The organism is Hyphococcus sp. (assembly GCF_965228385.1).
GTDB lineage: Bacteria > Pseudomonadota > Alphaproteobacteria > Caulobacterales > Parvularculaceae > Hyphococcus.
In genome coordinates this window covers 1,642,746-1,664,949 of record NZ_OZ245810.1, presented here as the reverse complement: position 1 = coordinate 1,664,949, position 22,204 = coordinate 1,642,746, and the positions used below count along the sequence as shown (strand labels likewise).

The following is a 22,204-nucleotide window of genomic DNA, read 5'->3' as shown; positions in this document are numbered from 1 at the left end:
AATGAGGGAGCGGGAAATGTTAAAATTGCGCCGAACGGCGCGGTTTTTGCTGAGTTATGTTGTGTTAAAGGTTAATATCGGCGCGTTCAGAGTACAGGTGACACCCATGCCCGCTATTTCTCTATTGTTGCAAATGATCCGCCCGGCGGCGGTGTGTCTGGCCGGTCTTTCGGTCCTTGGCGGGATTGCGGGCGCCGAAACATTCGCGGCTTCAAAAATCTCGTTTCGGGACATTACCGGCGCGGTTGAGATCAAAACCACCAGCGGCGACGAAATGGATATCGTTGTCCGTCAGGGCGGGACGTACCGGCAGGTCCAGATCGAGGAACAGGACGGTCTCGTCACAGTCGTGATGGAGCCGTGGAAGGAAGAGGAAGGGCTCGATTGTTGCGACCGGCGGATCACCCGAACGTTCGACGCGCGCGCCACACGCGAAACCACAACCGGCGAACCGCTGGATGAAGAGCTTTTCCGGGATTATCCGACGATCGAGGTCTCCATGCCTTACGAAGGCGATGTGGAGTTTATCGATGCGCGGATAAAACTGTCCATGGAGCGGCTGGCCGGCGCGCTGCATCTCGATTCCTGCTTCGTATACGGAGAAACAAGCGATGTCGATGAGGCGGTGATCAATATTATCCACGGCTCGCGGCTGGTCATGGGCGAGGTCAAGGCCGGGCTGGAGATAGACGTTTCCGGCGACGCCGACTTGCGGGTCGGGAACGCCGCGATGGTGGACGTGGATGTGGCCGGCCCTGGCGACGTCATTCTCGGCGACATTGACGGCATGCTCGATATTTCGATTGCGGGGTCCGGGCTTGTCCGCGCCGCGCGGCTTGACGGTCCCATGACGGTGCGGATCGCGGGTTCCGGCGCCGTCGCCGTAAAGGCCGGTACGGCTGACAAGCTGCGCGCTTTTATCGACGGGTCGGGCGCGATTTTCTTTGGCGGCGCTGTAACCCAGCCCGAATTGAAGCTTTATGGCTCATCGGAAGTCCGCGTCGATCAGATTAACGGCCGAATGATACGCCATGGCGGCGGCGAGGTGTTCGTCAACGGCGTAAGAGCAGATGACTAAGCGCAATCTACTGCGCGCGATCCTGTTTGCCGCGATCGAACAGCGTGTAAAAACGGCCTTTCAATTGTCGCAGAAACTGTTTTAACGCGCCCGCGATAAGCCGGGCCTGAGCCGACCGGGATTTCGTCGCCGGATCGATGATGAGCCCGACTAGGCTCGCCTGTCCTTCATCATCCAGCGCATTCACAACGATATCGATGGGTCCGATATTGACGCGGTCGCCGATCACGGGTTCGCCCCCAAGCTCACGGGCGAGATAATCGGCGATGGACAGCGCCTTGTCGCTGGCGAAATAGGGCAGCCCGTATTGATGCAGAAAGGCGTTCAGGCTGGTTGACCCATCCAGTTGAAAATCGCCATGTTGTTCAGCGCTGCTCGATTCATGCGGCTTTGCATAAATATCATCGAGCAATGTGGTTTGGCGGGGCGACGAAAACAGATAGGCGCGGTCTTCGGCTTGCAGCCCGCTCGCATTGTGTATGGTGTAGGGCCGTCCGTTGCGCAGGATCAGGACAGGACGCGCCCATCGCGGCACGCGCTCTCCTTTCGCGATCGTACTTTCCGGATGAATGCGATAGCCGATCAGTTCAAGCTCGCCGCCCCCCGGTAATTCAAGTTCAACCCGATCCACAAGGCCCGGCTCCTGCGGCGAGATCATGTTGAGGATCTGAGCCGATATGTTGATGGTCCATCCCTGTATGAGCAGGGAGGACAGCACCATGATAAAAATGATGTTGAAAAACACATCGCCATTATCCACTCCGCCAAGGCCCGGAAGAATGGCGAGCAGGATCGACACCGCGCCGCGCAGACCGACCCATCCGACAAACATTTTCTCGCGCCATTTGAATCCGAACGGCGTCAGGCACAGCCAGACCGCCAGGGGACGGGCGAACACGATCAGAATGACCGCCAAAGCGAGGGCGGGAATGAAAACGCTTCCGAATTCCGAAGGCGTCGCCAACAGTCCGAGGGTCAGGAACATGCCGATCTGCGCGAGCCAGGTCATCCCCACATGAAATCGCCTGAGACGATGGGCGTAAACGATTTGCCGATTGCCGGCGACGACGCCCGCGGCATAGGCGGCGAGAAACCCGCTGCCGCCGAGCAAACCGCAGGCCGAAAAAATAACCAGCGCGCCGGCCAGTCCGGCGATTGGAAACAACCCCGCATCCAGGGCGCGCATGCGGTTTAACATGGCGGCGATCGCGAGACCGCCAACAACGCCGATGAAAAGGCCCAAGCCAATTTGCTGAATAAATTCCGCTATAAACTGAAAGTTGAAGCCGAAACCGGGATCGTTCTGGGTGACGGACAATTCAACGAAAACGGTGGTTAAAAAAATCGCCATGGGGTCGTTGGCGCCGGATTCGACCTCTAAAGTCGCCTTGACCCTGTCGCGCAATTTCAGTCCGCCGACTCGCATCAGGAAGAAAACGGCCGCCGCGTCGGTTGATGCGATGATCGAGCCGAGCAATAAACCATCCACAAGGCTCAGACCAAAGAGCAGGTGCGCAAACAATCCGACAAACGTCGCTGTGAGCACAACGCCGAATGTGGCCAGCGTCAGGGCGGGCGCGGCGGCGATACGATAACTGCGCAGCGGCGTATCGAACCCGCTGTCGAATAGAATGATCGCCAGCGCCAGCGATCCGACGAAATACGCGGAGCCGCCACTGTTGAATTCAATGCCGAGAAGGCCGTCCTCACCCGCCAACAGACCGACGCCGAGAAAAACAAGCAGTAACGGGGCGCCGATCCGCTGGGAAATCAGGCTCGTGAAAGTACTGAGGACAATAAGGCTGGCGCCGACCAAAATCGCTACATTTACGGCGTCAATCACTCAGATAGCCTTTCGTTCCGGATCTCTCGTTTTCCTGGTTTGAACGCTCCGCAGGGGCCGGAAAACATACACATTGCGGGCGAATCCAGCCTTGATTTTATTTAGCAAGCGCTATGCGGCGAGGTAAGGCGTCATCGCCGCTAAAATTCGAAAACAAGACATATTGCGCTTACGGCCCGATTCGCGCTCTAAATTACGGGATATAGAGGCGTCTTTTATTTGATGCGCCGTCTATCCGGGGCGTTGCGTTTTTCCTGAAAATAAAAAAACAAGAGGAGACGTAACAATGACGGGTTTACTGACGAATTTGCGCAATGCAGTGATTACCGGCGTCGTGCTCGCTGCGCTGCTGGTCGTTCTTTATGCGGTCTGGGGCGGCGGTTTCGGACATTCCTACTGGGCTTTCTTTTTCCGCTGGCTGCACGTTCTCTCGGGCGTCATGTGGATCGGCCTGTTGTGGTATTTCAACTTCGTCCAGATCCCGACGATGCCGGCGATCCCCGATGAACAAAAACCAGCCATCGGCAAACACATCGCCCCGAAAGCGTTGTGGTGGTTCCGCTGGGGCGCCATGTCGACGATCGTCACCGGCCTCATTGTGGCGGCGATGAACGGCTACATCCTGAACGCGCTCACATTCGGGCTGGCGGAAGGCTTCGTGCGCAATCATGTTCTGATCGGCATCGGCATGTGGCTCGGCGCGATCATGTGGTTCAACGTCTGGTTCATCATCTGGCCGAACCAGATCAAGGCCCTCAACATTGACAACAAACATCCGGATCTTGCGCCGGAGGCGAAAGCAGCGTCCGCGAAAAAGGCGATGCTGTTTTCCAGAACAAATACGGTTCTGTCCATTCCGATGCTCTTCGCCATGGTTGGCGCGCAGAACCTTTAGGCGACCGGCTGGCGGTTCCTTGACCCATAGGCGGCGGGCGACCGCCGCCTTTTTCTTTTCCTGACGATATAAAGTCAGTCAGCTTTGCATTGTACGTTGGAAACGTGGCTGGAAAGGGCGCGCCAGCCCGTTGGCGTATCGGGCGCGCGCTCCAGCAGGTTTGATGACGTATAGGAATGCGCGCATGGCCGGCCCTCGTCATCCTCGCGATCGCTGTTTCCTTTTCCGACAATGATGACGAGATTGTCGTTGAGCCATGCAAACGATCCGATCTCGTATCGAAAGTTCGACGGCGTCCATGGCGCGGCGCGCACGCCATCGAGCGTTTCGCTGCGTGTTGTAAGCGCGCCGTCCGGCCCGATGATCACGAAAGCCGGGTCGAGGAAAGCGCCAAGCCCGTCAGCGTCCTGAGTCCTGAAAAATTCTGGCCAGGTTTCGAGTTTAATCGTCGATAGCGCGGCTTCGTCCGCCTTTCTGTCAGGCGTGGTTTCCGCAGAGGCGTTTGCGCAAACTGAAAGGACGAACGCTGAAGCGACAAAAGCAGTTTTCAATGAATGATCTCCTTACCGGGTCATGGAACCCTAGTTCGGGCATGGCTCAAGACGAGGCGCTTGCGGCGAAGCGAACCGCCCTTGCGCCGGTCCGTTCAAAAAATCGGCGTGCGGGGTCTTGAAAAGGCGCCCGCGCGTTCTACATGGCTGCACATCTGCATGATCTTGCAGATATGAAGATGCGCGAAGGGCGGAAATTCATGCTACACTGGCTATGGTTTTTCACCCGCCGCGTTTATGGGAGAAATGTGATGCCGGGCCGACACGTTGTGGCCAGGGAACTGGCCGAGATCTTCAAGATCATCGCCCATCCGGATCGCATCCGGATGATCGAGGAACTGCGATCCGGCGAGAAAGATGTCAACACGCTCGCGAAGGCGCTTGATCTGCCGGGCGCGCGCGTGTCGCAGCATCTCAGCCTCATGCGCGCGCACCGGCTCGTAGAAGAGCGCAGGGACGGGCGGCATCATTTCTACCACCTCACCCAGCCGGAAATCGCCGGCTGGATCGTCGATGGACTGGATTTCGTGGAGGGCCGCGTCAACGGACCCGCCAAATCCAGCATTAAACAAGCGCGGCGCCTTTGGTCGGCGCCGTCCAAAACTGTCACCCCCTGATGGAGTCAATAATGCCCCGTTTCGCCGCTGGCGTCGTACGTTTTCAAAATGAAGTTTACCCGCAGAAAAAAGAACTGTTTGAGCAGCTGAGCAAAGGCCAGGAACCTGAAGCGCTTTTCATCACCTGTTCGGACTCGCGCATTGAAACGGCGATGATCACGCAATCCGAGCCGGGCGACCTTTTTATCGTTCGCAACGCCGGCAATATCGTGCCGCCGCATACGAGCCACACGGGCGGCGTCACCGCCGCGATTGAATTCGCCGTGGCGGCGCTGAAAGTTCCGCATATTGTGATTTGCGGCCATACTGAATGCGGCGCCATGAAAGGCGCCATGAACCCTGAGGGGCTGAACGAGCTGCCGCATGTCAGGGAATGGCTCGGATATTCAAAAGCCGCTGTGGAAATCGTAAACGCCAAGGGAAAAGACCTCGGCGATCAGGAACGGATGAAATTACTGCTGGAGCAGAATGTTGTACTTCAGTTGCAGCATCTGAAGACGCATCCGAAAGTCGCCATGGCGCTGGCGACCGGCGATGTCCAGCTGCATGGCTGGGTTTACGACATCAAGTCCGGCGGCGTCACAGCCTATGACAGCCAGGAAGACAAGTTCCTGCCTGTCGACGTGCGCTATGCGGCGGAGATGGCCAAGCTCGCGAGCGGCGGCTGCGCGGCTTAAGCGAATACGACCTGATTTAATTTACATTCTGGAGTCCTCTCATGGCGATGAATAACGCTTCCGATAAGCGTGCGTCTTTTTTTGATCTATCTAATTTGCGCGGCGATATTTTTGGCGGCCTGACCGCCGGTGTTGTTGCGCTGCCGCTGGCGCTCGCTTTTGGCGAAGCTTCCGGCGCCGGGCCCATAGCTGGTTTGTGGGGCGCGATTTTCGTAGGCTTCTTTGCAGCCCTGTTCGGCGGAACGGGCTCGCAGGTTTCCGGTCCGACCGGGCCGATGGTGGTCGTTTTCGCCGGCGTTTACGCTTCGCTGGGCGGTAGTCCGGCGCTTGTTTTCGGCGCCGTTGTGCTAGCCGGGATTTTGCAAATACTGTTCGGTGTTTTTAAGCTCGGCCAGTATATCCGCCTTGTTCCGTATCCGGTCATTTCCGGTTTCATGAGCGGTATCGGCTGTATCATCATCGCGTTGCAGCTCTCGCGGCTATTCGGTCATGAGCCGGAAGGCGGCGGCACGATTCCGGCGCTGAAGGCTATCCCTGAGGCGGTCATGGACCCGAATTTCGCCGCGCTCGCGATTGGCGCATTGACTTTGGCGATCATTTTCGCATGGCCGAAATCCTGGGGTAAATATGTGCCCGGCGCGCTGGCGGCGCTGATTATCGGCACATTGATAAGCCTCGTTGTAAAAGGCGCGCCCATTCTCGGCGACATCCCGACAGGGTTTCCGTCTTTCATCATGCCGGCTTTCAGCCAGGAAACATTTCTGATTGTCCTTGAAGCCGCGTTCATTCTCGCCGTTCTGGGCGCCATCGACTCGCTGCTGACCTCGCTCGTGGCCGACAACATGACGCGGACGCGTCATAACTCAGATCGAGAATTGATCGGTCAGGGCGTCGGCAACACCATCGCAGGCTTTTTTGGCGCGATACCGGGCGCCGGGGCGACCATGCGCACGGTCGTGAATATTCGCACTGGCGGACAAACGAAAATTTCCGGCATGCTGCATGCGCTGCTCCTGCTCGCTGTCGTCATCAGCCTGGCGCCCCTTGCATCGCAAATCCCCCATGCGGTGCTGGCGGGCATCCTTGTAAAAGTCGGGTACGACATCGTCGATTTCGCTTATCTGAAACGCGCGCATAAAGGTCCGCGCTGGGATCTGGCCTTGATGGCGCTGGTGCTTGGTCTGACCGTTTTCGTCGATCTGATCACGGCCGTCGCTGCTGGCGTTGTTCTCGCCGCATTGGCTTTTGTGAAGAAAATGGCCGACGACCAACTCGCCTCGTTTGGCGAGGCGCGCCCGAGAGTGACGTCCCCCGAAGAGCGCGAACTGCTGGCTGAATCAAAAGGCCGCGTCACCATGTTCGATTTTGGCGGACCGCTCAGTTTCGGCGCCGCGGCCGATCTCGGTCATCGGGTCCGCGAACGCGTGAAAAATAACGCCAGCGCCATAATACTCGACTTTTCGCGCGTGCCTTTCATCGATGTTTCCGCGGCGCGCGCCGTTGAAACGATTGCGTGCGATGCGCGCCAGGCCGGCAAGACCGTTTATGTTACCGGCATGAGCGACAAGGTTCGCGATGTCCTGTCCGGCCTGAACGCGGATCATTGTCTGCCGGCCGGCGCTCAATATGAAAATCGTATTGACGCTTTGCGTCACGCGGTTGCGGCGACGAAAAAAGAACCGCCGGCAAATGTGCGCGGGGAGCCTGCAACGTCGCAGGCAGGTTAAAAAATCGCTCGTATATATCGTGAAAAGCCGGCGGGAAAATTTCGCCGGCTTTTTTATTCGGGCAGCATCGCTTCCAGCGTTTCCAGACGGTCCGCTTCGCGCGCCGGCTTGTCCCACCGGATGCGGTGAATGCGCGGGAAACGCATGGCGACGCCGGATTTATGGCGCTTTGAGCGGTTCAGCCCTTCGAACGCGATTTCAAGGACCAGTCCCCCGTCCTCGCCGAACGCCACCTGCCGCACGGGACCGAAGCGGTCGGTGGTGTTGTCGCGGACGAACTTGTCGAGCGCTTTCAGTTCCTCATCGGTAAACCCGAAATAGGCCTTGCCGACCGGCACGATTTCATCATCCCGCCAAACGCCGAAAGTGTAATCGGAATAGAAACTCGACCGTTTCCCATGGCCGCGCTGCGCATACATCATGACAGCATCAATGAGGTGAGGATCGCGTTTCCATTTCCACCATTCGCCCTTGGGGCGCCCGGGAACATATATCGCGGATTTGCGTTTCAACATCAGGCCTTCAATCGCCTTGTGTGAAGGATTGGCGCGGGCCTCGCGCAATTCATCGGTCGTTTCAAACCGCACAAGCGGCGACAGGTCGAAACGGTCCGAAGCGATGTCCGCGAAAAATTGTTCCAGACGCGCGCGCCGTTCGCTAAAGGGCAACTTGCGCAAATCCTCGCCGTTCCACTCAAGAATATCATAGGCGCGGATAAACGCCGGATGCGATGCGAGCAGTTTTTTCGAAACAGTCTTGCGGTTTAACCGCTGCTGCAATTCGCCGAACGGCTGCACGGCGTAATCTTCGCTGGCCGGGTCGTAGACCAGCAATTCGCCGTCAATGGCGGCGTTGAAATCCATCGCCTCCAGAATATCCGGGAAAGCTTTGCCGATATCGTCGCCAGTGCGCGAATAAAGCCGGCGCGCGCCGTTTTCACTCGCCGCCTGCACGCGAATGCCGTCCCATTTCCACTCCGCGACAAATTCCTGCGGCGTGACGCCGGGAAGATCCTTTTCCGCATCGATCGGATGCGCCAGCATGACGGGGCGAAACGGCGCCGCCGCCGCATTGACCGGTTTTTCCGCGCGGCCTTCCAGCCAGGCGAACAATTCTTCGTATGGCGGCGACATGCCGTGCCAGAGTTCCTCGATTTCGGTGACGTCGACGCCGCCGAATTGCGCCAGGGCGGTTTTGGCGAGGCGCGCGGAAACGCCGATGCGCAGGCCCCCGGTGACAAGTTTGAGGAGCGCCCAGCGCGCCGCCGGGTCCAGCGCGTCGAGATAGGTTTCGATGATGCGCGGACCTTCCGTACGGCTCGCTGATTGCAGTGTCTCCACAACTTCGGACAGGGGCGGCGTGCGGTTGGCGCCGCGCTTTTCCGGCCAGGCGAGGGCAATCGTTTCCGCCAGGTCGCCCACATAGTCGTAAGAAATCGCAAACAGCGCCTCGTCCATGCGCTCGCCGATCAGGGAACGGAGCATCGCCGGCTTGATTGATGGAATATCGAGGTCGCGGGTCATGGCGGCGATGGCGAAGCCCCGGTCCGGGTCCGGCGCCGAGGCGCAGTAATCAGCGATCAGTTTTAATTTGCCATTGCGTTGCGGCGTGACGACCAGGCGGTCGAGGAGTGCTGAGAATTGCTCCATCACTCGTTCTCGTCATCGTAACCGACAAGGCGCAAGGGCCGCGCCTTCATCCCTTCCAGTTCCGCCCAGCGCATCAGGGCGTCCTCGCGCCCGTGTGTGATCCAGAGTTCCTCCGGGCCGATTTCGCGGATCGTGCCGGTCAATTCATCCCAGTCGGCGTGATCGGAAATGATCAGCGGCAGCTCAACGCCGCGCTGGCGCGTGCGCTGGCGTATGCGCATCCAGCCGCTGGCGAAGACCGGCAGCGGGTCGGCGAAGCGGCGCGCCCAGCGGTCCTGTATGGCGGACGGCGGCGCAATCACAATACGGCCTGCAAATTCCTGTTTGGCGCCCCGGTTTTCAATCGTCGCCGGTTCCAGCGGCCCGAGGGACACGCCATGCGCTTCGTAAAGGCCGCAAAGCTTTTGCAGCGCGCCGTGAATAAAGACCGCGTCGTCATAGCCTTCGCGGCGCAGCTCACAGATAATGCGCTGCGCCTTGCCGAGGGCGTAAGCGCCGATGACATGCGTGCGCTCAGGGAACTGTTTGACCGACGCCAGCAATTTCCTGATTTCGCCGCCGGTTTCGGGATGTTTGAAGACCGGCAGCGCAAACGTCGCTTCGGAAATGAAAACGTCGCATGGGACGACTTCGAACGGCGGGCAGGTCGGGTCTTCGCGGCGCTTGTAATCGCCGGAAACGACAATGCGCGTTCCGCCGCTTTCGATCACCGCTTGCGCCGAGCCCAGGACGTGGCCTGCGGGAACGAGCGTGACGTTCACATCATTGATCGCCGTTCTGTCGTGATATCGCGCCGATTGCGGGCCGGGCGTAAACGCCTCCCCATAGCGCGCGCCCATGATGGCGATGGTCTCTGGCGTCGCCAGGACGGCGCCGTGGCCGGCCCGCGCATGATCGGCGTGCCCGTGGGTGACGACGGCGCGCGCGACCGGCGCGACCGGATCGACGTAAAAATCGCCCGGCGGACAATAAAGCCCCTTCGGCGTCGGATGGAGAAGCGCGTCGAACTGCATTTGCAACAGATAGGAACAAAAACCCGGAAACAAAGTTCGGCTTTGGTTCAAGCCTTCCGCCTGCTTATAGTCTTTTTATGCCCGATGGCGTTTCTTCACCGGCGACGCAATTGCCGCCCGCTTTTTCTGGATGGTTCGCCGCGCGCGGATGGCAAGCGCGCGCGCACCAGCTAGAATGCCTGGAAGCGGACCGGCTGGGTCATTCCTTCCTGCTGATTGCGCCGACCGGCGGCGGCAAGACGCTCGCCGGGTTTTTGCCGAGCCTCGTGGAGTTGAGCGCGCGCAGGCATAACGAGGAGAGGGGCCTGCACACGCTTTACATCTCGCCATTGAAAGCGCTGGCGGTGGATGTCGCCCGCAATGTCGAAACGCCGGTCCGTGAGATGGATCTCGATATCAGCATCGAGACGCGCACAGGCGACACGCCCGCCTCGCGCCGCCAGCGCCAGAAGATCAAGCCGCCCGACATTCTGATGACGACGCCGGAGAGCCTCTCAATCCTTCTGGCGTCGCCCGACGCGCGGGAATATTTCAAAGGACTGAAACGCGTCATTCTTGACGAACTGCACGCGATCATTCCGAACAAGCGCGGGCATTTATTGTCGCTGGCGCTGGCGCGGCTGAGAACGCTGGCCCCGGCGGTGCGCTTTTGCGGGCTTTCCGCCACCGTTCCGGATGCGCGCCCCCTGATCGACTACCTGACGCCGCAGAACGTAGAGGGCGCCACATCGGCGAAACTCATTCGCGGCGAATCCGGCGCGACACCGCAGGTCGACATCTTGATGTCGGAAGAGCGCATTCCCTGGTCCGGCCATTCCGGCAAGCATACGTTTCAGGAAGTGTACGAAAAAATCCGCCAGTCCAGCCTGACGCTCGTTTTCGTCAATACGCGCAGCCAGGCGGAGATTACCTTCGCTTCCCTTTGGAAACTGAATGACGATAATCTGCCGATTGCGCTGCATCACGGCTCTCTCGATGTGGAACAGCGCCGGCGTGTGGAAGCGGCGATGACCAGAGGCGCGTTGCGGGCGGTGGTGTGCACGTCGACGCTCGATCTTGGCATCGACTGGGGCGACGTGGACCTCGTTATCCAGATGGGCGCGCCGAAAGGCGCCTCGCGCCTGACCCAGCGCATCGGGCGCGCCAATCACCGCATGAACGAGCCGTCGCGCGCGCTCCTGGCCCCGGCGAACCGCATGGAAGTGCTGGAATGCATCGCGGCGAAACAGGCGATTGAGGAAGGCGCGCTCGACGGCGAGCCGCCGCGAAAGGGAACGCTCGACGTGCTCGCCCAGCATATTCTGGGCATGGCCTGCGCCGAACCTTTTCATCCCGATAATCTTTACAAGGAAATTACCGCCGCATCGCCATATGCAGATTTGCCGCGAAAGGATTTCGACGACGCTGTGCAGTTCGTCGCCACCGGCGGCTACGCGCTGAAAAATTACGAGCGTTACCGGCGCATCGTCAAAACAGCGGACGGCGCCTATCGCGTGCGCGACAAGCGCGCCGTCCAGCAATACAAAATGAATGTCGGCACAATCACCGCCGCGCACGAAATGAATATCCGCCTTGCGGGTAAAAAAGGCCCCAAGCGGCCCGGCCGAACGCTCGGCAAGGCGGAGGAATGGTTCTTCGAGACGATCAATATCGGCGACGCGTTTTATTTCGCAGGCGAGGTTTTAAAACTCGAACGGATTGAAGGCAATGACGCGATTGTCTCCCGCACCGTGCACGAGTCGCCGAAACTGCCGGCATGGGGCGGCAACAAGTTTCCATGGTCGACCTATCTCGCCGACCGCGTGCGCCATATGCTCTACGACACCGAGAGCTGGCGCGCTTATCCCGATCAGGTGCGCGACTGGCTGGAGAAACAGCGCGAAGTCGCGCATATTCCGAAACCGGACGAATTGCTTGTGGAGACCTTTCCGCACAGCAACCGGCATTTCCTTGTCTGCTATCCGTTCGACGGCTGGCTGGCGCACCAGACGCTGGGCATGCTGGTGACGAGAAGGCTCGAACGGCTTGGCAAACAGCCCATCGGTTTCGCGCCGACCGAATACGCCCTGTCCGTCTGGGCGCGGCGCGATATGGCCGATGTCGACATGGCGGCGCTGTTCGACGAGGACATGCTCGGCGACGATCTGGAAGAGTGGACCGCCGACGCCATTGTGATGAAACGCACATTCCGCAATTGCGCGACCATCGCCGGACTGATCGAGAAAAAATATCCGGGTCAGGAGAAAACCGGTCGGCAGGTCTCGTTCTCCGCCGATCTTATTTATGATGTGTTGCGCGAGCACGAGCCGGATCATCTATTGCTGCGCGCGGCGTGGGATGACGCCGCCGGCGGCTTCATGGATCTGGCGCGTCTGCAAGCCATGCTGAAGCGCGCGAAGGGTCGGGTGGCGCATTCACCGCTGACCCGCGTCTCGCCGCTGGCGGTGCCGGTGATGCTGGAAATCGGGCGGGAAACGGTCGCGAAATCAGCGACGGAGGAAATGCTGAAAGCCGCCTCCGATGCGATCATCGAAACCGCGATGGGGAAATGAGTTCTCGCCTGTCTTTCTGGGCTGCAAAGAAATACGAAGCATTGACGCCGTGGCTTCCGGGTTCTTGCCGTCGCTTCCCTAAGACAACATAATGCTTGTATTGTCTTCAAATCGGGAAAATCGTGAAGCGAATAAAACTATCGCGAGGTCTTTTTTGGGCGGCGTGAATGCTCGTAATCCAGCTCGTATTGTCGCTCGGCTCATATGTCACTGGATGTTTTGTTTACGAATTTGAAAATTGCAGCGCGAGTTCGGCGATTCTCTGGACAGCCAATCATCCCGTATTCAGCATTTATATCGTCCTATTTCCATTGTTGGGATTTATATTGGGCGCGTTCGGCGGATTTTTGCCGACAATGCCGCTAGCCTTAAAAAACATATTTGGCTGGATCGTAGTGATTTTACTTGTCGCTGCGTTTGCGCTTTGGGGGTTGCCGAACGTGCCTTGGCTGGTCCAGAACTGGCGCTAGGCGCGACGGAGGAAATACTGAAAGCGGCTGATGCGACGCAGCATGGGAATGCTGCTTCGCTGATCCAAAACCTATGATTCTGTTATGGGCCCCCGTGTCAGCTGCGCAGCATTTCATGCTGCGCAGCGCACGGTGACAAAAGACAGGTTGCGCAGTCTAACGCAAAAATTCCAGCCGCGCGGTTTCGCCGTCGGCGAACTTGATGACAAGGTCGCCGCCGTTGCGCCGCCAGCGGGCGGCGCTTTCCATTTTCATCCAGAAGCGCCGGGCGAACGCTTCGCCTTCCGGGTCCGCGCATTCCATGGCGGTTTGTGCAAATTCGCCCCCGTCTTGTGAAAAGCCGCCTTCTGCGGTCCATGACAGATCGAGGCCGCCATCATTGCAGGCGATGGTGCCGCCCGTCCGTCCGTCTGCGGAGAAAGTCAGCGTCGCGGCGGGCGGGCGTCCGGCCGCTTCCACGCCGCCGAGCTCCATCAGGCTCCAGTGCGTCCCGGCGATTTCCTCCGGCCCTTCCATGCGCCCGCCGCAGCCGGCGAAGCGGCCGCCGTCCCAGTCGACGAAAACGCGGTCGGGATGGTTCTCCCGCAACGGCCCGATATTGCAACCGCCGTCTTCAATGGTCAGCGTGATCGCGCCCGTGCGCAAAATCGTCCCGCCCGGCGGAATCTCTTTCGTTACGACCGCGCTTGAATACCAGCCGGCGGAAGTCGGACTGTCGAGATAAATGAGCCGGCCGATCACGGCGCCGCCCCAGCTCCCGTCTTCGCTGCGAAAGCGGAACGGAACGGTATCGTCCGGCCAGACCGGAACCGGCGGCGGCGCATCGGCGCGCATTTCGAGGGGGACATCGGCCGGGGCGGGTTCCGCAGGCTCCTTCTCGGCGGAGCAGGAAGCAAGCGCGAAAAAAGCAAGAAGAGCGAGGCGCATAAGAGAATTCCTTCACGCGGCGATGTCGGGGGCAAACCATTTCCAGCAGAAAAAGTATCGCGACATTGAGGTTGAATTTAGTTGGCCTTTTGCGGTGAACTTGTCAAAAGAAAGGCTATGGCGACAATTATTATTCATGGCGAAACGCTCACGCCCGATCCGCTTGGCGGCCTTTATTGGCGCCGCGAGGATACACTAATCGTTTCCGATCTGCATTTTGAAAAGGGGTCCAGCTTCGCCGCGCGGGGCGTCATGCTGCCGCCTTACGATACGCGCACGACGCTCATGCGGCTTGGCGCGCTGATGCGGCGTTATCGCCCGCGGCGGGTGATTTCGCTGGGCGACGCTTTCCATGACCGGTATGCGGAGGCGCGCATGACTGACGAAGACGCATCGGCGCTGGAAGCCATGACCGGCGTAGCCGAGTGGCTATGGATTCTCGGCAATCACGATCCGGAACCGCCGGCGCGCTTCAGGGGCGCCTGCGACATTGAAACCCGGATCGGCCGGCTCATCTTTCGTCACGAACCGAAGGCGGGCGCCGCCCCCGGAGAAATCGCCGGTCATCTGCATCCATGCGCGCGTGTCGCCGCCGAAGGGCGCACGCTGCGCCGGCGCTGTTTCGCGAGCAGCGCCGACCGGCTGATTATGCCGGCCATGGGCGCCTATACGGGCGGTTTGAATATTCTCGATGCGGCGTATGCGACGTTATTTTCAAAGCCCGTCGCCTGGGTCATGGGCGGTGAAGGCGTCTATCCGATCGCCGCGGAAAATCTGAGACCCGACGCGCAAGGGCGCGCCATGGGCCGCGCGGTTTAGCGGTCCGCGAACAGAGGCGCGATCGTCGCCAGCGCGTCCTGCATTTCCATCCTGTCCGGCGTTTCGCTCTCATCGCCGAAACCGAAATCGTCATTCGGGCCGGTTTTCTGAACGACAACGCCATCGCGCCGTGAGATGACAAAGACGCCGCGATAGTTCACGCCGTATCGCGCCTCGGGCTGCGGCGCCAGCCAGTTGATCTGACCACGGACGGGCGCAAGGGTCCGGTCCTCCCAGAGCGCCTTCGCGCCATATCCTGTGCAATTGACGATGACCGGCTCTGACAGTTGCAGGATCTCCGCGCGTTCGGGAAACGACCGGCGCACCATGCGACCGCCACGCAACAGAAAATCCCGGGTCAGCCGTTCCGCGTAGCTCGCCACGTTAAACGTCATGATCAGGCCGGCGCGGGCGCGCGCAACCGGAAACGGGTTTTCCGTGTCCGGAACGTCCGACCAGCGCGGCGCGAGGCCGGAAAGGCGCCGGTCCGGATGCAGAAAATCACGCGATGCGGGAACGCCCGGAGACTGCCCGTCGGAGAGATAATACTGGCGGACATATTCCACCGGCTCGGCGGCGGCGCCGACATAGCGCTGATGCGCGCTGTAGGAAGCGCGCGCCCAGCCTTCCCAGCGGTCCGCGAAGTCCGGCGGCGCGTCGCCGGTCAGGACGATGCGGCTCGACGGCGACCACACGCCTGTGGCGCGCGCCGAGCGCGTCTCCATGGGGAAGTCCTTGGCGTAGATCGTCACGGCGGCGCCGGCCTCCGCAAGACGCAGCGCGGTGGTGAGCCCCATGACGCCGGCCCCGATGACAGCGACGGGGCGCACGCCCCCTTGAAGCGCGAGCGCCGCCGCATCCTGCGCGCAGCCCCAGGACAGCGACCAGCCCGCGCCCCCATGGCCGTAATTGTGCACCACGCGCTTGCCGCCAACCATCTCCGCCTCGAGACGCGGGCCGGCGGGGCGGAAAGGGCGTATACAGACGGTAATTCTGGTGAGCCGGCCTATGGAAACGTTCAGCGGCGCAAGCGGCGGGGGATGAGCGAAGCCCGCGCGCACCACATCATCGTCGCCGCCGCGCAGTCCCGCGCAGCCGGAAAGAACGGCGCCCGCGCCAAGCCCGGCGAACGCCCGCCGGTTGAGATGGTATGCGCCCGCGCCCGGCCTTCTTTCGAAACTCATTCTTCGCCGCCGGACGCCGCCGCCAGCGGCACGCGGAACGTGGTCTGGAAACCCGGCCCGCCGGCGCGCTGCTCGACTGTTGCATTCAATTGCGTTGAAAGACTGGCGACGAGCGCGCGCCCGATTCCCGGCGGACCCGCCGGTTCTGCGGGCAGGCCGCAGCCATTATCGCGGTAGATGATGGACAGCGCGCCCGCCTCAGCGTCGATCTGCACTTCGATGACCGGGTCTTTTGTATCCTCAAAGGCGTGTTTGATGGAGTTCAGCACCAGCTCGTTCAGCGCCAGCGCCAGGGTGACCGCTTTTTCGATGGAGAATTCGGCGCGTCCATTCTGGCGCACGACAATATCGACGGCCGCGCCCGTGCCGAGCGACAGCACCGTATCGGTCAGAATTTCATTCAGGAAACTGACGACTTCAATCCGGTTATGCGCGCCTGTCTGATACAACCGGCCATGCAGGTCGGCGAGAACCGCGACGCGCGACGCAATGTCGGCGAAGGCGCGCTTGGCCTCTGCGTCGCCGATGGCGCGCCCCTGCAGGCGGACCATGGACGAGACGATGGCGAGAGAGTTTTTCACCCTGTGATTGAGTTCGTAGAGAAGCGTCTCCTTGGCGGCGAGCGCGTCGGAGAGGCTGCGCCGGGCGGACAGCTCCTTGGTGCGGTCGGAAATGGTGAGCACCGACGCTACCTGATCGCCGTCCTCATCGAAGACGGGCCGGGCCGCGCCGATGGCGTCGACGATGACGCCGTCCGGGCGTTTGATTTTCCAGTGGGCGTCCTTCACCGTTTCGCCATGCTGCACGGCGCGCGCGAGCGGCAGCTCTTCGAATGGATGCGGCGCGCCGTCGGGCGTTAAAAGCTGATAGGCCTCCGAATACTCTTCCGGCGCCACGTCCAGCCGCTTCACGCCGTGGATCGCCGCCGCCGCGGAATTGATGAACACCAGCTTGCCGTCCGCGTCGGCGACAATCACGCCTTCGGCGAGCTGCTCCAGCGCGGCCAGCAGGAGCGGCCGCCGGCTGGCGCCCAGCGTGTCTAGAAGATCTTCAATAAGGGACATGAGCCGCCTTCGGTCGTTTGCGCCGGCAGTCTATAGGGGAATGGGCGCGGGGCAAATGCAAATTCCTTGAATGGCCGCATACCATGCGCCGCACGGCATGTTGACAGGCGCCAGCGGCGTGCGGTGTTGTTCATCGGAGATTCGGATCAATCAAGGGGAGAGTCAGATGACCGGAAACGCTAAAAGATGGAAAGCCGCCAGTCTCGCTGTTGGCGGGATATTCATGCTCGCCGCCTGCGGGCCAGCGAAAGAGAATGCGAACGAGAGTGCGGACGTGAGTGCGGAAGGGGGCGCGGACGCCGCGCAACGCAACAAAGAGGCCGCGCAAGGTTTTTACCAGGACCTCTGGTTCACCGACAACACTGATCGGTATGCGGACTATGTGGCGGAAAGCTATGTCGTGCATGACCTTGGCGCGCGCAAGAACGTCACCGAACAGGCGGTGGAGCAAAAGAACATCGCCGATCTTTTTCATTCCTTCGGCGATATGACCGGCGAGATCGACTACCAGATCGCGGAAGACGACATGGTCGCGACGCGCTGGTTTATCTCGCTGGACCCGAGCGACGAGGCCGAAGCGCGGGGGATGACGCCGGTGGACCGCGTGGCGATCATCAACGTTTTCCGGTTTAACGATGAAGGCAAAATCGTCGAGATCTGGAACCACCGCCACGATGTGGAACTGCCCCGCCCGCCGGAGCGCTAGAGGGGACGGTCAGCGCGCGGCGTTAAAGCGGCATTCCGACTGTCTTCATGATCCGATCGGTCTCTGTCACGATCTTGATGATTTTCTGATAATGCTTGACGCGCGATGAGTTTCGCAAAGCGGCGCAACGGCGGGGCGTCATCCGCACACCCATGAGGCGAGCGGCGGCGCAGCATTTTACAACCTATCTGTTGAATTCTTCAAAAAAACCCAGTGTTGGTGGATAGATATCCACCCCCTTTTGAACCGGGCCTATACTGCAAGGCAGTCCGGATATGGAGAGGCGTTGAGCTCGCCGTTTCTCAGCGGTCCGGATCGCGGCGCCCCGCGCGCGAAGGCGCGCACGATATGATTAGACCGCATTCGCGGTCGGGGGGCGCAAAGCGTCCTGAACTTGTTACTGAAGCGGATGTTTTGCGCCCTGCGTGTCTCTCCGTCCTTGTGCGTTCGCGTTCTTTGAAAAACGGCGGCGGGGAACGCCTATGGGCGTTGACTTCCGGGCCGTCATTGACTATCTCCCGCGGCTCGCAGTTGCAAAAACGCCCCTGGAAGGCTTGTTGTCATGAAAGTCCGTTCGTCCCTTAAGTCGTTGAAAAACCGGCACAAAGACTGTCGCGTCGTGCGCCGCAAGGGCCGCGTCTATGTGATCAACAAGACGCAGCGGCGCTTCAAGGCGAAGCAGGCTTAACCCTCATTTAAGCCAATTCACGCGAAATTTCCTTGGGATTTAACGGTTTACGCCTTAAGCTTTTGCGCATGCGAAAGCTTGTTTGCGTTGTGGCGGGGCTGGCCTGCCTTTCCGGCGGGGCCTTCGCGGATCAGACCGATCCGCGGCTCGATCCGCTTTTTGAGGAGCTGCGGGTCGGCGACGCCCTGCGGGCCGAGGAAAATATCGGCAGGATCATCGAAATCTGGGCCGATGCGCCGAGCGATACGGTGGATCTGCTCTACGCCCGCGCCGAAGCGGCCGCCGATAACGGCGCTTTCGATCTTTCGCTGACGCTGCTCGATCATGTTGTCGGCCTCGCGCCGAATTTCGCGCAAGGCTACGCGCTGCGCGGGCGGGTGCGGCTGGCGGCGGACGACCGCCCCGGCGCCGTCCAGGATTTCACCAGAACGCTGGAGCTGGAGCCGCGCCATTTCGAGGTGCGCGCAACGCTCGCGGAGCTGCTTCTCGCCGGCGGGGAAAAACGCGACGCCTACGAGATGTTTCAAAAGGCGCTGGAATGGAATCCGCATGACGAGAATGCGCGCCAGCGATCGCGCGTGCTGCGCCGCGAGCTTGACGGTCAAGAGATTTAATTTTCCCCATCCGGGCTGATTGCGCTTGGCGCGCGCGCCCCCGCTTCCTATTGCTATGGGCCGGAAAGACGGCGGAGCATTCCGCCTACTGATGAACAAAAAGGAGCGGCGCGTGGCGGACGGATCGGCGAATGTTGAAGGCGCGACAACAGTTGCAGCGGACCGGTTGCGGTCATTCATTGAACGCGTGGAGCGCCTCGAAGAAGACAAGGCCGCGATCATGAACGACATCAAGGAAGTCTACGCCGAGGCGAAAGGCGAGGGCTATGACGTCAAGACGCTGCGCCAGGTCGTGAAAATCCGCAAGATGGATCGCGCCGACCGGCAGGAAGCCGAAGCGCTGCTTGATTTATACCTGTCGGCGATCGGGGAGTAACTAGCTCGCCCGTTTCACTTCCAGATCGTGCTCGCGCAATTTCCGGTACAGCGTAGACCGGCCCATGCCGAGCCGGCGCGCAACTTCCGACATTTTGCCTTCATAAGTTTCAATGGCGACCTGGATGAGGTCCTTTTCGATTTCCTGAAGGGAGCGCAGCTGTCCTTCGCGATCGAAAATGGCGACGCGATCCTGCGGATCGCCGCGGCCGGTGCTCTGCTGTTCCGGCCTTGCGTCGGGCTTTTTGTCCGGGCAATCGAATTCGTCATCGTCAAGCATGGGCGGGCCCGACTCGATGCCGGCTTCGGCGAATGCGTCCGCCAGTAAGGGAAAATCCTCGGCGCACAGATAGGGGCTTTCAGCCAGCACCACCGCCCGAAAGATCGTGTTTTCAAGCTGGCGTACATTTCCCGGCCAGGCGAACGACTTCAAAACGTCCATCACTTCAAGACGCACCCCGCGCACGTCGCGCCGCTCTTCGGCGTTGTAGCGCTGAATAAAGTGATCGATCAGCGCCGGCACGTCTTCGCGGCGATCCCGCAAAGCGGGTATTTCTATCGGAAAGACATTGAGACGGTAAAACAGATCTTCGCGGAAATTGCCGTTTTTGACTTCTTCGGAAAGTTCGCGGTTGGTGGCGGAAATCAGACGCACATCGACTTTCACCGGCCGCTTTGAGCCGATGGGATCAACCTCGCCTTCCTGCAAAACGCGCAAGAGTTTAACCTGCATGTCGGCGGGTAATTCACCAACCTCGTCGAGGAAAATGGTGCCGCCGTCGGCTTCCTGAAACTTGCCGATATGCTTGGCGGCGGCGCCGGTGAATGACCCCTTTTCGTGACCGAACAGGATGCTTTCCACCAGATTCGCAGGGATTGCGCCGCAATTGACTGTAATGAACGGTCTTCCCGCACGGTCGGAAGAACCCTGAATGGCGCGGGCCACCATCTCCTTGCCGGTGCCGGACTCGCCGCCGATGAGAATTGGAATATTGGAGGCGGCTGCGCGCTCGCCGAGACGCATCACATGGCGCAGCGCCGTTGAATCGCCGACAAGATCCTTAAACCCCAGGGCGCCGTCGCGCTTGCGCTTGAGGCGGGAGACTTCGCCCTTCAGCGTCGTTATGTTCAAGGCGTTCTGTATAGAAACGATGACCCGTTCTGGCGAAGCTGGTTTAACGAAAAAATCCGCCGCGCCCAGTTGCATCGCTTCGACAACCGTATCGATGCCGCCTTGCGCCGTAAGCACAATAACGGGAAGATCTTCACGGAAGGATTTCGCGCGTTTCAGAGTTTCCATACCGCCCAGGCCAGGCATGCGCAGATCGAGCATAATCAGCGCTATGTCGGCGCCCTGTTGACTTTGCAGCAGCGAAAGCGCGTTTTCTCCATTATCGGCCTGTAAAACAGGATAGCCCGCTTTTTCGCAAACGGCGCGCATGAGCCGGCGTTGCGTAGGGTCGTCATCGACGATCAAGATCGTTTTCACCATTGGGAGGCGGGCCTTTCTGATACTGAACAAAAGCCCGATGACAGTCGGCGATTTCGGTAAAGAACGCTTTAAACCCGTGCCATTCCGAAACGGTTTTTTTATTACAATTTACCCTCATGCCGGCGGTAGTAGTTAGTATTCTGACGAATTAAGAGATTGTTTACGATATTTCGAGGCGGCTGCGGCCGGGCTTTGCGCCGATGCTGCGGATGCGCTATCGAAGGATTTTACTGAAGAATCGAATCCATGACCAAACAGTCGGCCGAAAACCAGAAAGACCTCATACGACCGCTGGCGCATCTTGGCGGTGAAGCGCCCCCGGCGCCTGAATGGTTTAAAACGGCGGTCGCGGCGCCCTCCGAGGAGCGGGAAATTCTGGTGAAAGGCGCGCGCATTCAATACTCCGCCTGGGGCGAGGAAGGCCGCCGCGGGCTATTGTTCGTTCATGGCGGGCGGGCGCATCGCAATTGGTGGCGGCCTTTTGCGCCGTTTTTTTCGGAAAATCGCCGTGTGGCGGCGCTGGATCTTTCAGGCATGGGAGATTCCGACTGGCGCGATCAATATTCACTCGATCTCCTGGTCGACGAGGTTTTTGCGGTCATAGAGGATGCGGGACTGGCGTCGCGCGGCAGGCCCATTGTCGTCGGGCATAGTTTCGGCGGATGGGTGACGCTGGCGGCGGTGGAGCGTGAAGGCGAGCGCCTTGGCGGGGCAGTTGTCGTCGACTCGCCGCTTGGCGTGCCGGATCCGCATGAAGGTTATACCGTCGTAAAAGCCGAACCGGCGAAGCCGGAAAACAAGCGCGGGGCCCGCGTTTATTCAACGAAGGAAGAACCATTGAGCCGGTTTCGCTTATTGCCGAATCAGCCGGCCGAGCATCTCTATCTGATCGATTATATCGCCCGGGAGAGCCTGCGCCGGGCGCAAATTCCCGGGAGCGAGGAGGAAGGATGGATCTGGAAATTCGACCCAAGCCCGCTGACGGGTTTTGAAATCCACTTCGAGCGCGATATTCTGCGCGCGGCGCGCTGTCCGCTGGCGTTTGTTTACGGGGAAAAGTCCATGTTCGCGCAAGGAGACGGCATTTCTCACCTTGAAGAACAGGCGCGCGGCCGATCTCCGTTCGTGATGATCCCGGATGCACATCATCATCTCATGATGGATCAGCCAATAGCATTTATCTCCACGCTCAAGACGCTTTTAAGCGCCTGGCCTGTGAGATTTGGGGTTTAAACCCTTGCTCAAGCTCCTGAATTCCTTCAA

Annotated in this window: 21 protein-coding genes; 13 read left to right on the top strand and 8 right to left on the bottom strand. The window is 59.9% G+C overall.

Annotated features, from left to right (window positions below):
* The first annotated feature begins 16 nt into the window (after positions 1-16).
* Positions 17-1,078: a GIN domain-containing protein gene (locus ACQK2Q_RS07770; RefSeq protein ID WP_425409176.1), complete on the top strand. Its 1,062-nt coding sequence runs from the start codon at positions 17-19 to the stop codon at positions 1,076-1,078.
* Positions 1,079-1,085: 7 nt separating this feature from the next.
* Here the strand turns inward: ACQK2Q_RS07770 and ACQK2Q_RS07765 are convergent, their stop codons facing one another.
* The gene (locus ACQK2Q_RS07765) at positions 1,086-2,921 is read right to left on the bottom strand and encodes a potassium/proton antiporter (RefSeq protein WP_425409175.1); all 1,836 of its coding nucleotides are present in this window, start codon (positions 2,919-2,921) and stop codon (positions 1,086-1,088) included.
* Between the two features lie 286 nt (positions 2,922-3,207).
* Between ACQK2Q_RS07765 and ACQK2Q_RS07760 the strand changes: the two genes are divergently transcribed.
* Complete coding sequence (locus ACQK2Q_RS07760; RefSeq protein ID WP_425409174.1) at positions 3,208-3,816, top strand: urate hydroxylase PuuD; 609 nt, start codon at positions 3,208-3,210, stop codon at positions 3,814-3,816.
* 74 nt (positions 3,817-3,890) lie between these two features.
* On the opposite strand, the gene ACQK2Q_RS07755 is transcribed toward ACQK2Q_RS07760, so the two are convergent.
* Complete coding sequence (locus ACQK2Q_RS07755; protein ID WP_425409173.1) at positions 3,891-4,367, bottom strand: nuclear transport factor 2 family protein; 477 nt, start codon at positions 4,365-4,367, stop codon at positions 3,891-3,893.
* Between the two features lie 173 nt (positions 4,368-4,540).
* Here ACQK2Q_RS07755 and ACQK2Q_RS07750 point away from each other — a divergent pair, with 173 nt between their 5' ends.
* From ACQK2Q_RS07750 to ACQK2Q_RS07740, 3 genes are read left to right on the top strand one after another with little or no spacing between them, the layout of a single operon-like run.
* On the top strand, positions 4,541-4,984 hold the full coding sequence (locus tag ACQK2Q_RS07750; RefSeq protein WP_425409172.1) for an ArsR/SmtB family transcription factor: 444 nt from the start codon (positions 4,541-4,543) through the stop codon (positions 4,982-4,984).
* Between the two features lie 11 nt (positions 4,985-4,995).
* Positions 4,996-5,661, top strand: coding sequence for a carbonic anhydrase (locus ACQK2Q_RS07745; RefSeq protein WP_425409171.1), 666 nt, complete (start codon positions 4,996-4,998; stop codon positions 5,659-5,661).
* A 41-nt stretch (positions 5,662-5,702) separates the two neighbouring features.
* A complete protein-coding gene (locus ACQK2Q_RS07740) occupies positions 5,703-7,388 on the top strand; it encodes a SulP family inorganic anion transporter (protein WP_425409170.1) in 1,686 nt (561 codons plus the stop codon).
* A gap of 53 nt (positions 7,389-7,441) precedes the next feature.
* Here the strand turns inward: ACQK2Q_RS07740 and ACQK2Q_RS07735 are convergent, their stop codons facing one another.
* Together ACQK2Q_RS07735 and ACQK2Q_RS07730 are read right to left on the bottom strand one after the other, a co-directional pair.
* Positions 7,442-9,037 carry a cisplatin damage response ATP-dependent DNA ligase gene (locus ACQK2Q_RS07735; RefSeq protein ID WP_425411132.1) on the bottom strand — a complete coding sequence of 532 codons (1,596 nt, stop codon included), beginning with the start codon at positions 9,035-9,037 and terminating at the stop codon, positions 7,442-7,444.
* Positions 9,037-10,050, bottom strand: a complete 1,014-nt coding sequence (locus ACQK2Q_RS07730) for a ligase-associated DNA damage response exonuclease (RefSeq protein WP_425411131.1) — start codon at positions 10,048-10,050, stop codon at positions 9,037-9,039. Before ACQK2Q_RS07730 ends, ACQK2Q_RS07735 begins: the two co-directional genes overlap by 1 nt.
* A 77-nt stretch (positions 10,051-10,127) precedes the next feature.
* Between ACQK2Q_RS07730 and ACQK2Q_RS07725 the strand changes: the two genes are divergently transcribed.
* The gene (locus ACQK2Q_RS07725; protein WP_425409169.1) at positions 10,128-12,602 is read left to right on the top strand and encodes a ligase-associated DNA damage response DEXH box helicase; all 2,475 of its coding nucleotides are present in this window, start codon (positions 10,128-10,130) and stop codon (positions 12,600-12,602) included.
* A 238-nt stretch (positions 12,603-12,840) separates the two neighbouring features.
* Positions 12,841-13,149, top strand: a complete 309-nt coding sequence (locus ACQK2Q_RS07720) for a hypothetical protein (protein ID WP_425409168.1) — start codon at positions 12,841-12,843, stop codon at positions 13,147-13,149.
* Between the two features lie 79 nt (positions 13,150-13,228).
* On the opposite strand, the gene ACQK2Q_RS07715 is transcribed toward ACQK2Q_RS07720, so the two are convergent.
* Complete coding sequence (locus ACQK2Q_RS07715; RefSeq protein WP_425409167.1) at positions 13,229-13,999, bottom strand: META domain-containing protein; 771 nt, start codon at positions 13,997-13,999, stop codon at positions 13,229-13,231.
* Positions 14,000-14,116: 117 nt separating this feature from the next.
* Between ACQK2Q_RS07715 and pdeM the strand changes: the two genes are divergently transcribed.
* Positions 14,117-14,818 carry a ligase-associated DNA damage response endonuclease PdeM gene (gene pdeM, locus ACQK2Q_RS07710; RefSeq protein WP_425409166.1) on the top strand — a complete coding sequence of 234 codons (702 nt, stop codon included), beginning with the start codon at positions 14,117-14,119 and terminating at the stop codon, positions 14,816-14,818.
* On the opposite strand, the gene ACQK2Q_RS07705 is transcribed toward pdeM, so the two are convergent.
* Complete coding sequence (locus ACQK2Q_RS07705) at positions 14,815-16,002, bottom strand: FAD-dependent oxidoreductase (protein ID WP_425409165.1); 1,188 nt, start codon at positions 16,000-16,002, stop codon at positions 14,815-14,817. The genes pdeM and ACQK2Q_RS07705 overlap by 4 nt on opposite strands.
* Entirely contained in the window at positions 15,999-17,066 is a 1,068-nt protein-coding gene (locus ACQK2Q_RS07700) for a sensor histidine kinase (protein ID WP_425409164.1), read from the bottom strand. The genes ACQK2Q_RS07705 and ACQK2Q_RS07700 overlap by 4 nt, the downstream gene beginning before the upstream one ends.
* A 166-nt stretch (positions 17,067-17,232) precedes the next feature.
* Between ACQK2Q_RS07700 and ACQK2Q_RS07695 the strand changes: the two genes are divergently transcribed.
* The 4 genes from ACQK2Q_RS07695 to ACQK2Q_RS07680 all read left to right on the top strand — a co-directional run bounded on the left by ACQK2Q_RS07695 (position 17,233) and on the right by ACQK2Q_RS07680 (position 19,450).
* Positions 17,233-17,772 (top strand): ester cyclase, encoded by a 540-nt coding sequence (locus ACQK2Q_RS07695; RefSeq protein ID WP_425409163.1) that lies wholly within the window; start codon positions 17,233-17,235, stop codon positions 17,770-17,772.
* Between the two features lie 562 nt (positions 17,773-18,334).
* The gene (ykgO, locus tag ACQK2Q_RS07690) at positions 18,335-18,460 is read left to right on the top strand and encodes a type B 50S ribosomal protein L36 (protein WP_104830315.1); all 126 of its coding nucleotides are present in this window, start codon (positions 18,335-18,337) and stop codon (positions 18,458-18,460) included.
* Positions 18,461-18,528: 68 nt separating this feature from the next.
* Positions 18,529-19,074, top strand: coding sequence for a tetratricopeptide repeat protein (locus ACQK2Q_RS07685; protein ID WP_425409162.1), 546 nt, complete (start codon positions 18,529-18,531; stop codon positions 19,072-19,074).
* 112 nt (positions 19,075-19,186) lie between these two features.
* On the top strand, positions 19,187-19,450 hold the full coding sequence (locus ACQK2Q_RS07680) for a DUF2312 domain-containing protein (RefSeq protein WP_425409161.1): 264 nt from the start codon (positions 19,187-19,189) through the stop codon (positions 19,448-19,450).
* Here the strand turns inward: ACQK2Q_RS07680 and ACQK2Q_RS07675 are convergent, their stop codons facing one another.
* Positions 19,451-20,941, bottom strand: a complete 1,491-nt coding sequence (locus ACQK2Q_RS07675) for a sigma-54-dependent transcriptional regulator (RefSeq protein ID WP_425409160.1) — start codon at positions 20,939-20,941, stop codon at positions 19,451-19,453. It abuts the gene before it with no gap.
* Positions 20,942-21,187: 246 nt separating this feature from the next.
* Here ACQK2Q_RS07675 and ACQK2Q_RS07670 point away from each other — a divergent pair, with 246 nt between their 5' ends.
* Entirely contained in the window at positions 21,188-22,174 is a 987-nt protein-coding gene (locus ACQK2Q_RS07670) for an alpha/beta fold hydrolase (RefSeq protein ID WP_425409159.1), read from the top strand.
* Positions 22,175-22,204: the final 30 nt, after the last annotated feature.

Bases quoted from the DNA above. Each gene is read 5' to 3' on its own strand.
- pdeM (WP_425409166.1), top strand. From the start codon at position 14,117: ATGGCGACAATTATTATTCATGGCGAAACGCTCACGCCCGATCCGCTT.
- ACQK2Q_RS07735 (WP_425411132.1), bottom strand. From the start codon at position 9,037: ATGGAGCAATTCTCAGCACTCCTCGACCGCCTGGTCGTCACGCCGCAA.
- ACQK2Q_RS07700 (WP_425409164.1), bottom strand. From the start codon at position 17,066: ATGTCCCTTATTGAAGATCTTCTAGACACGCTGGGCGCCAGCCGGCGG.
- ACQK2Q_RS07725 (WP_425409169.1), top strand. From the start codon at position 10,128: ATGCCCGATGGCGTTTCTTCACCGGCGACGCAATTGCCGCCCGCTTTT.
- ACQK2Q_RS07760 (WP_425409174.1), top strand. From the start codon at position 3,208: ATGACGGGTTTACTGACGAATTTGCGCAATGCAGTGATTACCGGCGTC.
- ACQK2Q_RS07695 (WP_425409163.1), top strand. From the start codon at position 17,233: ATGACCGGAAACGCTAAAAGATGGAAAGCCGCCAGTCTCGCTGTTGGC.
- ACQK2Q_RS07705 (WP_425409165.1), bottom strand. From the start codon at position 16,002: ATGAGTTTCGAAAGAAGGCCGGGCGCGGGCGCATACCATCTCAACCGG.
- ACQK2Q_RS07750 (WP_425409172.1), top strand. From the start codon at position 4,541: ATGAAGATGCGCGAAGGGCGGAAATTCATGCTACACTGGCTATGGTTT.
- ACQK2Q_RS07685 (WP_425409162.1), top strand. From the start codon at position 18,529: ATGCGAAAGCTTGTTTGCGTTGTGGCGGGGCTGGCCTGCCTTTCCGGC.
- ACQK2Q_RS07745 (WP_425409171.1), top strand. From the start codon at position 4,996: ATGCCCCGTTTCGCCGCTGGCGTCGTACGTTTTCAAAATGAAGTTTAC.
- ACQK2Q_RS07740 (WP_425409170.1), top strand. From the start codon at position 5,703: ATGGCGATGAATAACGCTTCCGATAAGCGTGCGTCTTTTTTTGATCTA.
- ACQK2Q_RS07730 (WP_425411131.1), bottom strand. From the start codon at position 10,050: ATGCAGTTCGACGCGCTTCTCCATCCGACGCCGAAGGGGCTTTATTGT.
- ACQK2Q_RS07715 (WP_425409167.1), bottom strand. From the start codon at position 13,999: ATGCGCCTCGCTCTTCTTGCTTTTTTCGCGCTTGCTTCCTGCTCCGCC.
- ACQK2Q_RS07770 (WP_425409176.1), top strand. From the start codon at position 17: ATGTTAAAATTGCGCCGAACGGCGCGGTTTTTGCTGAGTTATGTTGTG.
- ACQK2Q_RS07670 (WP_425409159.1), top strand. From the start codon at position 21,188: ATGACCAAACAGTCGGCCGAAAACCAGAAAGACCTCATACGACCGCTG.
- ykgO (WP_104830315.1), top strand. From the start codon at position 18,335: ATGAAAGTCCGTTCGTCCCTTAAGTCGTTGAAAAACCGGCACAAAGAC.
- ACQK2Q_RS07675 (WP_425409160.1), bottom strand. From the start codon at position 20,941: ATGGTGAAAACGATCTTGATCGTCGATGACGACCCTACGCAACGCCGG.